A 14370-nucleotide genomic window follows, 5' to 3' on the forward strand; every position below is an offset into this window, starting at 1 on the left:
ATAAAATCGGTTACTCAACATGCTGTTGCTTTTTTGGTATTATTTACTATGCGAATGTATACATAATTTCCAGCTATCCAAAAAAAAAAGCTGATTTTATTAAACAAAAAAAGGATTCGCTAAAAAACTGGTTATTAATTATGTAATAATTAAAAAAAGACTATTAAAATACCGATTAGTTGTTGCCGTATTACTGTTTTTAGAACTGTACCATTGAAACCAGCCAAAAAAGAATGGTTTTATAAAACTACTTTTTCAGTAAGCCATTTTTTTCCTTCCGAAATTCGGGCAACCATCATTGCCGAAACTAAATCACCATTCGCATTCAGCAATGTCGCCATTGGATCTACCAAGGTTCCTACAATCATTGCAGCCGGAAGCGCCTGTTCCATTGGAAAACCATAAACGGTAATCGCAAGAATTTCCCCTATGTACCCTCCGTTTGGAATTCCGCCCTCAACCACTGAAACAATTACTGTAATTCCCAACGCCATTAGTAACATATTCGGATCCGTTAAATCTTTCCCGAACATGGCGAAAATTACCGCAATTTTCACAATAGACGACATACTCGATCCGTCTTTATGCAACGGCGCTCCCAGTGGAATCACTACATTTCTGATGTGAGCCGGAATATTCATTTTTTCGGCACCTTCCAGATTGGCAGGAATTGTTGCAATGCTACTACAAGTTCCTAACGCCGTTAATGAAGGTGTAATATTATTTTTCCAAAACACTTTAAATCCTAATTTTCCTCCAGCGATAAAAGCATAAAGACTAAAAAACACGACAAAATAAAACGCACAAACCGCATAGTAAAGTCCCAAAGGTTTTGCATAAGCGCCAAATAATTGCGGTCCAAATATTCCAACCTGATACGCAAAATAAGCACCCAATCCTATGGGAGCCGTTTTCATGATCAGATGCAGCAGTTGTTTCATCACTTCATTGCCTGAATTTAAAAACCGACTGAAATCTTTTCCTTTTTCTCCAGAACGCAGGGCAGCAAATCCTATCAGAAAGGAAAAAATGATTAAGGCCAACATACTTTTTCGAGAAAGCAACTCATAAAAATCACCCGCTGTAACTAATTGCGCAATTTGCGAACCTGTAGAGGCAGTTTGTATACTTTCCAAAGGCATTTTTGAAATAATGACGTCTTGATGAATGGGAAATAACAGCACGCTAATTAGCATCAAAATGGCAGATATCAAGACGGTGCTTAAAAACACGCCCATGACAATTACAAATAACTTTCCCAGTTTCTCTGATTTTTCTAAACTAGCAATCGATGATGCAATCGTGAAAAACACCAAAGGAATAATGGCGGTAAACAATAAATTCAGAAATATATCGCCCAAAGGTTTAATCACTTCTACTCCTTCTCCAAAAACTAAACCCAATATACTTCCTGCCAAAATCCCGCCAAGCAGCAATAAAATACTTTTGTAGTTTTTCAAGAAACTGCCCGATTGTAAATTTGCCATACTGTATCTTTTGGTGTAAATATATAAATCTATCCAACCAATACTAAAATATTTTTTATCGTCAAACAAGCAAATCAACGAAAGCAGAAAAAACAAGGATTGAAATTATTTATAAAAACCCTCAGAAACCTTTAAATCTGTGGCAAAAGAAATAACAAATCAATCCTTTTTCTGTTTACTTTTGTAACAAATAAAATTCCATGTCAATAGAAGTTACTAACATCTCCAAAAGCTACGGTGCACAAAAGGCACTCGATAATATTTCATTTTCCATTAATAAAGGAGAAATCGTTGGCTTTTTAGGTCCAAACGGAGCCGGAAAATCGACTTTGATGAAAATATTGACTACCTATATCAATGCCGATGAAGGCTCCGCAATTGTAAATGGATATGATGTAAACAGCCAACAAAAAGCCGTTCAGCTTTCTATTGGTTATTTACCGGAACACAATCCGTTGTACCTGGATTTGTATGTACGTGAATATTTAGCTTTTAACGCTGATGTATATAAAGTAGCTAAATCCAGAATTGATGAAGTAATTCAATTGACTGGTTTAACCTCTGAAAGTCATAAAAAAATTGGACAATTGTCCAAAGGATACCGGCAACGTGTAGGCCTTGCCAATGCTTTATTGCACAATCCCGATGTTTTGATTTTGGACGAACCAACCACTGGCTTAGATCCCAACCAATTGATGGAAATTCGTAATGTGATTAAAAACGTGGGGAAAGACAAAACCGTTTTCCTGTCTACGCACATTATGCAGGAAGTCGAAGCCATTTGTGACCGCGTTATTATCATCAATAACGGTAAAATTGTTACCGATAAAAAACTGGATAATTTAATTTCTGAAGACAAAGAGCAAGTTATCGAAGTAGAATTTGATTTTAAAATAGAGGAACAAGCCATTGCCAAAATCGAAAATCTTGTTTCTTATAAAAACATACATGATATGATTTGGGAATTGACTTTCAAAGCCGATAAAGACATGCGACCAACAGTTTTTGATTTTGCCAATGCAAATGGTTTGAAAACATTGCAACTGAATCAGAAGAATAAAAACTTGGAGGCGGTATTTAGAGAGATAACGAAGTAGTTGGCAGTGTTCCGTTTGTAGTGTTCAGTTAAGTTTTCGAATAAAACACAAACTGTTTTAAAATACAAACCCTCATTTTTTTCCTAACCTCCTTCGTCGGAATGACAAAACAATAAAAAAGCTTCCAGGCTTTGGAAGACTGGAAGCTTTGGATATAATAGTATAAATTTCTAAAAAACCTTACTCGCTATTTGTTTGATATTTTCCGATTTTCCCATAGAATAATAGTGCAACACAGGGACTCCGGCTGCTTTCAACTCTAATGATTGTTGAATTGCCCACTCGATTCCTACTTGTCTGATATCCGCATTATTTTTACACTGATAAACGGCATGAATTAAATCTTCCGGCAAATCAATTCTAAAAATTTGAGGCAAAACTTGCAAGTGTCTTTGCACGGCAATGGGTTTGATTCCCGGAATAATAGGAACGGTGATTCCCATTTCTCTGGCTTTCAGAACAAACTCAAAGTATTTTGCATTGTCAAAAAACATTTGCGTCACCACATAATCCGCTCCTGCATCTACCTTTTCTTTCAGTCTTTTCAAATCTGAAATTAAGGATGGCGACTCCAAATGTTTCTCCGGATACCCTGCAACACCAATACAAAAATTAGCTTTATTATCAACATCCATAACCTCATGCAAGTACTTTCCGCAATTCAGCTGGTCAATTTGTTTGACTAAATCCACGGCAAAATCATTTCCCCCTATTTTAGGAACAAAAGACTGTTCGTCTTTCATCGCATCACCACGCAAAGCCATCACATTATCAATTCCCAGATAATGACAATCGACTAATAAATACTCGGTTTCTTCTTTCGTAAAGCCACCGCAAAGAACATGAGGGACCGTATCTACGTTGTATTTATGCTTGATCGAAGCACAAATCCCAAGCGTTCCGGGACGCATTCTGGTTAGTTTTTTTTCCAATAAACCATTGCCTTTATCCACATAAATAAATTCCTCGCGAGAAGTGGTTACGTCAATAAATGGTGGTTTGAACTCCATCAACGGATCAATATTATCGTATAATTCCTGAATGCTTTTTCCTTTTTGAGGCGGAATAATTTCGAAGGAGAATAACGTCTCTCCTTTTGCAGCTTCTATATGTTGTGTTACTTTCATGATCCTCCCCCGACCCCTCCAAAGGAGGGGAGAACTCGGGTAATTTTAATTGAACAATATTTTTTTCTTCCTTTTCGGTTCCTCCCCTTCGCGGAGGCGGAGTGGGGATTTTAATCTGCAATATTCGGGTTCAGCCATTTCGTTGCTATTTCGGTAGAAACACTTCTGCGTTTGGCGTAATCAATAACCTGATCTTCTTTTATTTTTCCAAGTCCAAAATACTTGCTTTCCGGATTCCCAAAATAATATCCTGAAACCGATGAAGCCGGCCACATTGCCATACTTTCGGTCAAAGTCACTCCTATTTCTTGCTCTACATTTAGTAATTTCCAGATCGTAGGTTTTTCTAAATGGTCTGGACATGCCGGATATCCAGGTGCAGGACGAATCCCTTTATACTCTTCGGCAATCATTGCCTCGGCACTGATATTTTCATCAGATGCATACCCCCAAATTTCTTTACGGATTTTTTCGTGCAAATATTCGGCAAAAGCTTCTGCAAAACGATCTGCTAATGCTTTTACCATTATCGAATTATAATCGTCTAAATCTTTTTCGAATTCAGCAGCCCATTCATCCACACCAAAACCGGTCGTTACACAAAAAGCACCCATATAATCCGTTTTACCGCTGTCTTTTGGAGCAATAAAATCAGACAATGCGATATTTGGAGCCCCTTTTGTCTTTTGTGATTGCTGACGCAAAGTCAAAAAAGTTTGTAATGGCTTTCCGTTTTCGTCACTTAATTCGATGTCATCATCATTGACTTGATTCGCCGGAAAAATGCCATAAATTCCTTTGGCCGTCAGTTTCTTTTCTTTCAAAATAACATCCAACATTCCTTTTGCATCTGCAAAAACAGCAGTCGCCTGTTCCCCAACTACCTCATCCGTTAAAATCGCTGGGTATTTCCCGAACAATTCCCAAGTTCTAAAAAATGGTGTCCAATCAATATAGGGAACCAAAACATCTAGGTCCACCTCGATCACTTGTTCGCCTATTATCCTTGGCTTTACAGGAGTAAAATTCCCCCAATCCAACTGCAATTTATTTTTGCGTGCTTGCTCAATAGTCAGGAAATTTTTATCTCGTGAACGATTCAAAAACGTTTCTCTAAAGGCATCATATTCCGCTCTAATGTCGCTTGCGTAGAGTTTTTTATCCTTGTTTAATAAACTTCCAGCTACCGTTACAGCTCTTGAAGCATCATTTACATGAATAACCGTTTCTCTATATTGTGGTGCAATCTTTACGGCTGTATGCGCTCGTGAAGTAGTCGCTCCACCAATCATTATTGGGATTTTAAGTCCTCTTTTGTCTAGTTCTTTAGCAAGAAAAACCATTTCGTCCAGTGATGGTGTTATTAATCCGCTTAGTCCAATAATATCTACATTATGTTCAATAGCCGCTGCAATAATTTTTTCAGGAGGTACCATTACCCCTAAATCCACGATCTCATAATTATTGCACGCCAATACCACACTTACTATATTTTTTCCAATATCATGTACGTCTCCTTTTACGGTCGCCATCAGGATTTTTCCGTTCCCTTGCTTGTCCCCGGCTTGCTTCGATGCTTCGATGTAAGGCAGAAGATACGCCACCGCTTTTTTCATCACCCGCGCTGATTTTACCACCTGAGGCAAAAACATTTTACCCGAACCAAATAAATCACCCACCACATTCATTCCTGCCATTAAGTTGATTTCGATTACTTCGATAGGCTTCGTGGCTGCCAGTCGTGCTTCCTCAATATCCAGAAGAATAAATTCGTCAACCCCTTTTACTAAGGAATGTGTCAATCGCTCCTGAATAGTTCCTGAACGCCATTCCTGAATCGCTTTTTCATTACTCTTTAGATCTCCTTTTACATTCTCGGCAAAGTCCAGTAATCGCTCTGTAGCATCCTCTCGTCTGTTCAGAATTACATCTTCCACGCGCTCTAAAAGATCTTTTGGAATCTCGTCATAGATAGAAAGCATTTCCGGATTCACAATTCCCATGGTCATTCCGTGTTGGATGGCATGATATAAAAACACGGAGTGCATCGCCTCCCTGACCGTGTCATTTCCTCTAAACGAAAACGAAACATTACTCACGCCGCCACTAATGTGTGCGTGAGGAAGATTTTCTCTTACCCATTTAGTTCCTCTGAAAAAATCCAATGCATTCAGACGGTGTTCTTCCATTCCTGTTGCTACTGGAAAAACATTTAAATCGAAAATGATATCCTGCGGAGGAAAACCAACTTTGTTTACCAAAATATCGTATGATCGCTTGCAAATTTCTACTCGACGATCGTAATTATCCGCTTGCCCTACCTCGTCAAAAGCCATGATAATAGCCGCCGCTCCGTAGCGCTTAATCAATTTAGCGTGATGAATAAATTGTTCTTCTCCTTCTTTCAACGAGATAGAATTTACCACACTTTTTCCTTGCACCACTTTTAGTCCTGCCTCAATAATATCCCATTTTGAGCTATCAATCATGATTGGCACTCTGGAAATATCCGGTTCAGCAGCAATTAGATTCAGGAATTTTGTCATGGCATATTCGCCATCAAGCATTCCTTCATCCATATTAATATCAATGATTTGCGCACCACCCTCGACTTGCTCTTTTGCAATACTTAGTGCTTCTTCGTATTTTTCTTCCTTGATTAATCGAAGGAATTTTCTAGAACCGGTAACATTCGTTCGTTCTCCAATATTCACAAATACGCTTTCCGGCGTAATGATCAAAGGCTCTAATCCTGATAATACAAGGTTTCTTCTGGTTTCTGCTTGTGCCATTTTTATTTTGTTTGATCCTTCACGATTTCAGTAAACGTTCAGGTTTCGTATATCTTATTATTATTTTGGGCGTGACCCAAAAAGGGTCGGGCTATTCGTTGCAAGTCCTCGCTCTTCCTTCGTCAGGCTGTGGGCTTTTCACTGCTATCCCTCACGCTGGCATTCTTGGTTACATCGTCGCCGTTGAAACTCTTGGTTTATAATCCTTTGCGATATCCGCAATCAACTTGATATGTTCCGGGGTTGTTCCACAACAACCGCCTATGATATTGACTAAATTATCGTCTAAATATTCTTTGATGAAAGCTTGCATCTGTTCTGGTGTTTCATCGTACTCTCCAAAAGCATTTGGCAATCCTGCATTAGGATGCGCCGATACATTGAATGAAGTATTTTGTGACAACGTTTGCAAATAAGGCTTTAGTAAATCAGCTCCTAAAGCGCAATTGAAACCTACACTCAACAATGGAATGTGCGAAACCGAAACCAAAAAAGCTTCTACGGTTTGACCTGAAAGTGTTCTTCCTGATGCATCCGTAATCGTTCCGGAAACCATGATTGGAATATCGATATTGCGTTCGTCTTTGACTTCTTCGATGGCAAAAAGTGCTGCTTTAGCATTTAGAGTGTCGAAAATAGTTTCTACTAAAAGCAAATCACTTCCTCCGTCAATCAACGCTTCTACTTGTTGTTTGTAAGCAATACGCAAATCATCAAATGTAACAGCTCTGTAGCCAGGATCATTTACATCTGGTGACATGCTTGCCGTACGGTTTGTTGGTCCTATTGAACCCGCTACAAAACGAGGTTTTTCTGGATTTTTGGCTGTGAATTCATCGGCTACTTCACGGGCAATTCGTGCCGATTCGTAGTTGAGTTCATACACCAAATCTTCAAGATGGTAATCAGCCATTCCAATTGTGGTTCCTGAGAACGTATTGGTTTCTACAATGTCTGCTCCTGCTTCAAAATAAGCGGCGTAAACGGCACGAATTGATTGTGGTTGCGTCAATGACAATAAATCATTGTTTCCCTTTAAGGAATGTGGAAAATCTTTGAAACGTTCGCCTCTAAAATCTTCTTCGGAAAAATTATAGCGTTGCAACATGGTTCCCATAGCTCCATCGAGTACGAGTATTCTTTTTTTAATGGCTTCTTGAATGCTTGACATATCTATTTTTTTGCTCGCAAAGACGCAAAGGCGCAAAGCTTTTTTATGGATTAAATAATTTAAAAAGTTCAATATAGTAGCTCTTTAGCCCCGATTACTTCACTTAATTTCTATTCTCATAGGGGTTCAGTGAACTTCGTTTGCAACGGAAAGCGGGAACAGTATTGGCAAAAAAACGCCAATTGTCCGCTCCTGATACTGAAATTAATTCAGCAGGCTAAAAATATATGTTGTCAAGAAAAGATTTGAGAAATACTAAGTGAGTATTCGTGTGTTATCTATCTTAAATACAGAAACTGGTTCAGTATAAAGTAGAATGTAGCACCTTCTTTAAAGATAAAGGGTTGCTAAGGTTTCGTTGGGTCTTTCCCTCCGCCTTTCGTGATAACTTTCAATAAAATTATGAACACTGCAAAGTAAAGAAATAGCGCTAAAACTTGCAAGTTTTAGCGCTTTATTTTTTAACTAGTTTGTAGTAAGTTGTTAAACAATGGCTTTCACCACCGCTTTTGGAGCCTCTTTACGAGTTCCGTCAAATCCATCAACACCAGCAACTGTAGTGTATTTCAACACATATTTTTTACCTGGATTGATGATTTGATAGGCTGCCTGACACATTAAAGTGGCTTCATGGAAACCACAAAGAATCAATTTAAGTTTCCCTGGATACGTATTTACGTCGCCAATGGCAAAAATTCCTGGGATATTGGTTTGGTAATCCAGTGCATTATCTACTTTGATGGCATTTTTTTCAATTTCTAATCCCCAGTTTCCTATGGGACCTAATTTTGGCGTTAAACCAAAAAGAGGAATGAAATAATCAGTATCGATAGTTCTGTTGGCTCCATTTTCATCGATAACTATCGATTCAATGTGTTCTGCACCATTTAATCCGACAACCTCCGCTGGGGTAATCATACGGATTTTTCCCGAGTCTTTTAGTTCTTGAACTTTTTCAACAGAATCTAAGGCGCCACGGAATTCGTTTCTACGATGTATCAAAGTCACCTCAGAAGCAACATTCGATAAGAAAATACTCCAGTCCAATGCTGAATCTCCTCCACCAGCAATTACAACTCTTTTATTTCTAAACTCTTCTGGATCTTTTATGAAATATTTAATTCCTTTGTTTTCGTAGAAATTAATTCCATCAATTAGTGGTTTTCTAGGTTCAAAACTTCCTAATCCGCCAGCAATAGCAACAACTTTAGCATTAAATTGGGTTCCCTCGTTTGAAGTTATTATAAAACTTCCGTCTTCTTGTTTTTCAATAGTTTCCGCGCGTTCTCCAAGCGTGAATCCAGGTTCGAATTGCTTGATTTGTTCCATCAAGTTATTCACTAAATCTCCAGCTAATACTTCGGGGAAACCCGGAATATCATAAATTGGTTTTTTAGGATATAATTCGGATAATTGTCCTCCCGCCTGTGGCAAGGCATCTAAAATATGGCATTTCAATTTTAATAATCCCGCTTCAAAAACGGCAAATAAACCAGTAGGTCCGGCTCCTATTATAAGGATGTCTGTTTGAATCATTTTTTTATTCTTTTATTCTTCCCGCCAACCCCATTATTTGGAAGGACTTGGGAGCGTTTTTTTATACTTGTTCTTACTTCTTATTCTTTTCACAAAGGAACGAATGATTCTCTCAAAAATAAATGATAAATATCAGTCGAATTCTTTATTTTATTCTCTTGGTTCTTTATGCTTCAACGACTCGGTAATTTCGTTCATTTTCTGCACTTTTTCTTCGAAATTCCCTTTTAGCGTTTTGCGATATTCATTCAGGTTTTCGACCATTTTATTGATATCGTCCGGGATTATTTCTTCAAAAAACTCCCGTAATCTTTTAGCAGTTGTCGGTGATTTCCCATTGGTTGAGATAGCAATTTTTACATTCCCTTTGGTTACAATTCCACCTAAATAGTAATCACATAATGGCGGCGTATCCGCAATATTGCAAATCAAATATCTTTTTCGGGACAAATCATATATCCTTTTATTCACTTTCAGATCATCGGTGCAAGCAATAACCATGTGGCGTTTGCGGAGCATCCAGCGATTGAATTTTCTAAAAGTCAATTGAACCGAAGGATGTTTTGCAGCCAAGCTTTCCAGTTCTGGTAAAAACTTTGGTGCAACAACCTCAACATTGGCATTTGGACTTGATTTCAAAAGAAATGATAACTTTTCTAAACCCACATTTCCTCCGCCTACAATAAGTACATTGAGGTTGTGTAATTTTAAAAATATTGGATATAATTCGTTCCTTTCCACAATTACTTTATTTCTTTGGCTATGAATTCTTCGTAAAATCCTTTTAATTTATTGCTTTCTTTGACCACTTCCCCAATGACAATAATCGCAGGCGAACTTAATTTATTTTCCGCCACAACTTGTTGAATTGTATTGATTGTTCCAACACCAATTTTCTCGTGTACAGTAGTTCCGTTTTGAATAATTGCAACAGGAGTTTCTCCTTTGGATTCTTTTTGGAATAAATCAATAATCTGCGACAGTTTGCTCATACCCATCAAAATGACAACAGTTGCGGATGATTGTGCTGCTAAAGCCACATCATTTGATAATTTTCTGTCAGAGGTTGTACCCGTAATTACCCAAAAACTTTCCGAAACACCTCTTTTGGTCAACGAAATTCCCTGATAAGCGGGAACGGCAATCGACGATGAAATTCCAGGCACTACAAATGTAGGTATCCCAAAACTTTCTACAAAGTCTATTTCCTCACCGCCTCGACCAAAAATAAATGGATCGCCACCTTTTAACCGAACTACATGTCCGTAAGTAAGCGCATTATCTACAATTAATTGATTGATTTGATCTTGCGTATACTCATGACAGCCTTTGCGTTTACCAACGAATATTTTAATTGCTTTTTTGGGAGCATAACTTAAAATTTCTTCATTTGCCAGAGCGTCATACAAAACAACGTTGGCCTCAGCAAGTGCCTTTGCCCCTTTGATTGTCAGTAAATCCGGATCACCTGGACCCGCACCTACTAGTGTTACTATTGGTTCAATTTTATTTTGCATCCGCTAAATCTTTAGTTCTATAGTCTTCTATAATTTCAAAAAATGAAATCGCATCTTGAAGGTACTTTTGGGCAAACTCCTCAGAAGGTTCATTTTGATTAATTTGAAACACTTTATCTTTTAAAGTCGATTTTAAATCTATTTTATTCGTTTCGGTAAAAACGGTGTCAAACAAATCAATAATTCCAGCTTGATTGTTTGTTTTTTGATTTTCAGAAAGTAATAAAGCTTTTGCGCCATTTACATAACCTGCATAAGCATGATAAATCGCATCTGACCATTTTTTCTCTTCGAAAGCTTCTTGCGCAAACGTTAATTTGTCTTTTGCCTCGAGCAATAATGTAGCTACTAAATCAATTACAACCCCAGCACATTCACCGATACCGACAGCTTTTACATAATTATCAGCATTTCCCCAATCAACAAAATCAGCTTCGCTAAGATTAGTCGTATCTGCTAAAGGTTTCAGGAATTCGTAGAAATACTTTTCTCCTTTGGCATCGTAATAGTTTAAAAAACTAAGTCCGTTTGCATTCGCTTCAAAATCATTTAAAATATATCGCAAAGCATCAGGACCTCTTCTACTTGGAATTTTAATCACTTTGTCTGAAAATCGTCCGCTTCCGTTTCCTAATATTCCACCACCCAATAATACTTGAAGTGCCGGTGCTACTAATTTTCCTGCATTAATCGACATCCCTTGAAAACCAATTTCGGACATATTGTGTTGACCGCAAGCATTCATACAACCACTAATTTTAATCGAAATTTCTTTCTTATTCACATATTGTGGGTATTCTGCTTTTAAAACCCTTTCAAGCTCTTCCGCAATACCAGTACTGCTTGCAATTCCTAAATTACAAGTATCTGTTCCCGGACAAGCCGTAATATCTAAAGTGGAATTATAACCTGGATCTACAAAACCTAGCTTTGCTAACTCTTGATAGAAAAAAGCTAAGTTTTCTTCCTTGATATGACGAAGAAGAATGTTTTGCCTTAGTGAAAAACGCAATTCATCTGCCGCATAATTCTTAATTAAATCGGCTAATGGTTTTGCCTTATCCGTATAGAAGTCTCCTAAATGTACTTTGATTCCAATGGCTACATAACCCGCTTGTTTTTGTGTAAGTACATTTGTTTTTTTCCAAGCTTCAAAAGCCTCTTGGTCTTCAATAACTACTTTTGGAGCAACCAATAAAGGTTCTGGAATAGGACCATCAAATGCTGTTGTATCAATTTCGATGATATGATTTGCAACCGCGTTTTTCTCTTCTTCTACTAATTTCAAAAAAGCTTCGGCACCAATGTCCTTAATTAAAAACTTCATCCGTGCTTTTAACCTTTTAGCTCGTTCTCCATAACGGTCAAAAACTCTTAAAATCCCTTCTGCTGTTGGGATGATTTGGTTAACCGGAATGAATTCTGAAAGCAATTCAGCATGACTGGGTTGAGAACCCAATCCTCCACCTAACATTACTTTGAATCCTCTTTCACCATTTACAATTTTCGGAATAAATCCTAAATCATGGATGTAACTCAAGGCGGTATCTTTATCCGAAGAAGAAAACGAAATTTTAAATTTTCGTCCCATTTCTTGACAAATAGGGTTTCTCAATAAGAATTCAAACATCGCATGGGCATAAGGCGAGACATCAAAAGGTTCATCAGGATCGATACCCGCAGTTTCACTTGCCGTAATATTTCGAACCGTGTTTCCGCAAGCTTCCCTTAACGTGATATCATCTATAGCCAATTGTGCCCAAAGTTCTGGAGTCCTGTCCAAACTCACGTAATGAATTTGAATATCCTGACGCGTGGTAATATGCAAACGTCCCGTTGAATATTCATCGGAAACTTTTGACACCCGCAACAATTGCTCGCCAGTAACTCTTCCGAAAGGTAATTTAATACGGATCATTTGTACACCTTCCTGACGCTGACCGTAAACACCACGCGCTAAACGAAGGCTACGAAAACGCTCATCATCAATTTTTCCGTCACGGAATAATGCAATTTTTTTCTCTAAATCGATTATCTCTTTTTGAACAATCGGATCTTCTATTTCGGTTCTAAAACTTTCCATATAAACTATTTTTATCCTCCCCTCCCAGCCCCCTCCAAAGGAGGGGGAGCCGAAACTGGGAATATTATTGTATTGTTGTTTTACTCTTTTATCAAGGATTAACCTGTTAACTCTTAGAAAACTTACTATCCATTATGTCACCCTTCCTTTCGGGGAGGGCTGGGATCGGGGTTTAATTTATAAATCCAACTCCTGCAGTTGTGTTTGTAGCGACATCAATTAAAATAAAAGCACCATTGGATTTATTGTCGTTGTAGGCATCAAAATACAACGCCTTACTCAATTTAATATTCACTTCGCCTATCTCATTAATGCTTAATTGTGTCGCTGGTGTTATCCCTGAATAATCAGTAGCGATTACATTTTTCACGCTTTCAATTTTTGCCAAAACTCTGTTGGTATTGTGTTGTACCAAATATTTAGCTCCTGGAACTAACTTTTTGTTGTCCATCCAACAGATCGTTGTATTGATATCCTTTTCAATTTTAGGAAGCTCATTCGATTTTACAATCATGTCCCCTCTTGTTACGTTGATATCATTTTCCAGTTCCAAAGTAATAGAAGAACCGGCAGTTGCTTCATCAAATTGCTGATCAAAAAAGTGAATATTAGCCACTTTCGATGCTGTCAAAGAAGGAAGAACTGTCACTGCATCGCCAACTTTAATAGTGTTACCGTATAATTTTCCGGCATATCCCCTAAAATCATGATAATCATCCGTTTTTGGTCTGATTACCGTTTGAACTGGGAAACGGGCTTGTCCTTTTTCATATACATCTGCAGGCTCTAAAGCTTCTAAATGTTCCAAAACCGTTTGTCCTGTGTACCAAGGCATATCCTCTGATTTATCAGCAACATTTCCCCCATTAATAGCACTCAACGGAATGTAACTTACGTTTTGCTCTTTGAAGGAGCTTTTGCTGTTCAAAGCCTGAAAATCAGCTTTGATTTTGTTGTAAACTTCTTCGGAATAATCAACCAAATCCATTTTGTTTACCGCAACAATCACTTCTTTTACACGCAATAAATTATTGATGAAAAAGTGACGGTACGTTTGCTCAATAACTCCTTTACGGGCATCAATCAAAATGATCGAAACCTGCGAAGTCGAAGCTCCCGTAACCATATTCCGTGTATATTCTACGTGACCTGGAGTATCGGCAATAATGTAACTTTTCTTGGCTGTCGAAAAATAAATATGCGCCACATCAATCGTAATTCCTTGTTCTCTCTCTGCAACCAAACCATCAGTAGCCAATGAGAAATCTAAATAATCGTATCCTTTTTGTTTGCTGCTTTTTTCTATTGCTTCAATCTTATCTGTAGTCAACGATTTTGTATCGTATAATAATCTCCCGATTAAGGTACTCTTTCCGTCATCTACACTTCCTGCTGTTGCTATTTTTAAAACTTCCATCTGAATTTTGTTTAAAGTTTAAAAGTTTAAGGTTTTCAAAAAGACCTACATAAACTTCTAAATTTGATTTTTTTATTTTAAATGTTGAATTTTAAATTTTAAATGTCTCGGAACAATTCATAATTTATAATTCATAACTTATA

At 37.7% G+C, this 14370-nt stretch carries 10 protein-coding genes and 1 riboswitch; of the genes, 1 reads left to right on the top strand and 9 read right to left on the bottom strand.

Going from position 1 to position 14370, the window contains the following annotated elements; all coding sequences use genetic code 11:
• Positions 1–239: 239 nt before the first annotated feature.
• Positions 240–1487: a dicarboxylate/amino acid:cation symporter gene (locus tag ACEN2F_RS08995; protein WP_441738090.1), complete on the bottom strand. Its 1248-nt coding sequence runs from the start codon at positions 1485–1487 to the stop codon at positions 240–242.
• A gap of 200 nt (positions 1488–1687) precedes the next feature.
• Here ACEN2F_RS08995 and gldA point away from each other — a divergent pair, with 200 nt between their 5' ends.
• Positions 1688–2584: a gliding motility-associated ABC transporter ATP-binding subunit GldA gene (gene gldA / locus ACEN2F_RS09000; protein ID WP_441738092.1), complete on the top strand. Its 897-nt coding sequence runs from the start codon at positions 1688–1690 to the stop codon at positions 2582–2584.
• Between the two features lie 170 nt (positions 2585–2754).
• On the opposite strand, the gene metF is transcribed toward gldA, so the two are convergent.
• From metF to ACEN2F_RS09040, 8 genes are all read right to left on the bottom strand, one after another.
• Positions 2755–3711, bottom strand: coding sequence for a methylenetetrahydrofolate reductase [NAD(P)H] (metF, locus tag ACEN2F_RS09005; protein ID WP_441738094.1), 957 nt, complete (start codon positions 3709–3711; stop codon positions 2755–2757).
• Between the two features lie 110 nt (positions 3712–3821).
• Positions 3822–6503 (bottom strand): methionine synthase, encoded by a 2682-nt coding sequence (gene metH / locus ACEN2F_RS09010; RefSeq protein ID WP_441738096.1) that lies wholly within the window; start codon positions 6501–6503, stop codon positions 3822–3824.
• A gap of 169 nt (positions 6504–6672) precedes the next feature.
• A complete protein-coding gene (locus ACEN2F_RS09015; RefSeq protein WP_441738098.1) occupies positions 6673–7674 on the bottom strand; it encodes a homocysteine S-methyltransferase family protein in 1002 nt (333 codons plus the stop codon).
• Between the two features lie 271 nt (positions 7675–7945).
• Positions 7946–8065, bottom strand: a riboswitch (SAM riboswitch).
• Between the two features lie 92 nt (positions 8066–8157).
• Entirely contained in the window at positions 8158–9210 is a 1053-nt protein-coding gene (locus tag ACEN2F_RS09020; RefSeq protein ID WP_441738100.1) for an NAD(P)/FAD-dependent oxidoreductase, read from the bottom strand.
• Positions 9211–9360: 150 nt separating this feature from the next.
• Positions 9361–9951, bottom strand: coding sequence for a precorrin-2 dehydrogenase/sirohydrochlorin ferrochelatase family protein (locus ACEN2F_RS09025; RefSeq protein WP_441738102.1), 591 nt, complete (start codon positions 9949–9951; stop codon positions 9361–9363).
• A 2-nt stretch (positions 9952–9953) separates the two neighbouring features.
• Positions 9954–10727 carry a uroporphyrinogen-III C-methyltransferase gene (cobA, locus tag ACEN2F_RS09030; protein ID WP_441738104.1) on the bottom strand — a complete coding sequence of 258 codons (774 nt, stop codon included), beginning with the start codon at positions 10725–10727 and terminating at the stop codon, positions 9954–9956.
• Positions 10717–12810, bottom strand: coding sequence for a HEPN domain-containing protein (locus ACEN2F_RS09035; RefSeq protein WP_441738106.1), 2094 nt, complete (start codon positions 12808–12810; stop codon positions 10717–10719). Before ACEN2F_RS09035 ends, cobA begins: the two co-directional genes overlap by 11 nt.
• A gap of 172 nt (positions 12811–12982) precedes the next feature.
• On the bottom strand, positions 12983–14227 hold the full coding sequence (locus ACEN2F_RS09040; RefSeq protein WP_441738108.1) for a sulfate adenylyltransferase subunit 1: 1245 nt from the start codon (positions 14225–14227) through the stop codon (positions 12983–12985).
• Positions 14228–14370: the final 143 nt, after the last annotated feature.

The organism is Flavobacterium sp. W20_MBD1_R3, from assembly GCF_052119725.1.
In the GTDB taxonomy this organism is placed as follows: Bacteria; Bacteroidota; Bacteroidia; order Flavobacteriales; family Flavobacteriaceae; genus Flavobacterium.

Excerpts from the sequence above, each read along its gene's own strand:
- ACEN2F_RS08995 (WP_441738090.1), bottom strand. The coding sequence starts at position 1,487 with ATGGCAAATTTACAATCGGGCAGTTTCTTGAAAAACTACAAAAGTATT.
- gldA (WP_441738092.1), top strand. The coding sequence starts at position 1,688 with ATGTCAATAGAAGTTACTAACATCTCCAAAAGCTACGGTGCACAAAAG.
- metF (WP_441738094.1), bottom strand. The coding sequence starts at position 3,711 with ATGAAAGTAACACAACATATAGAAGCTGCAAAAGGAGAGACGTTATTC.
- metH (WP_441738096.1), bottom strand. The coding sequence starts at position 6,503 with ATGGCACAAGCAGAAACCAGAAGAAACCTTGTATTATCAGGATTAGAG.
- ACEN2F_RS09015 (WP_441738098.1), bottom strand. The coding sequence starts at position 7,674 with ATGTCAAGCATTCAAGAAGCCATTAAAAAAAGAATACTCGTACTCGAT.
- ACEN2F_RS09020 (WP_441738100.1), bottom strand. The coding sequence starts at position 9,210 with ATGATTCAAACAGACATCCTTATAATAGGAGCCGGACCTACTGGTTTA.
- cobA (WP_441738104.1), bottom strand. The coding sequence starts at position 10,727 with ATGCAAAATAAAATTGAACCAATAGTAACACTAGTAGGTGCGGGTCCA.
- ACEN2F_RS09035 (WP_441738106.1), bottom strand. The coding sequence starts at position 12,810 with ATGGAAAGTTTTAGAACCGAAATAGAAGATCCGATTGTTCAAAAAGAG.
- ACEN2F_RS09040 (WP_441738108.1), bottom strand. The coding sequence starts at position 14,227 with ATGGAAGTTTTAAAAATAGCAACAGCAGGAAGTGTAGATGACGGAAAG.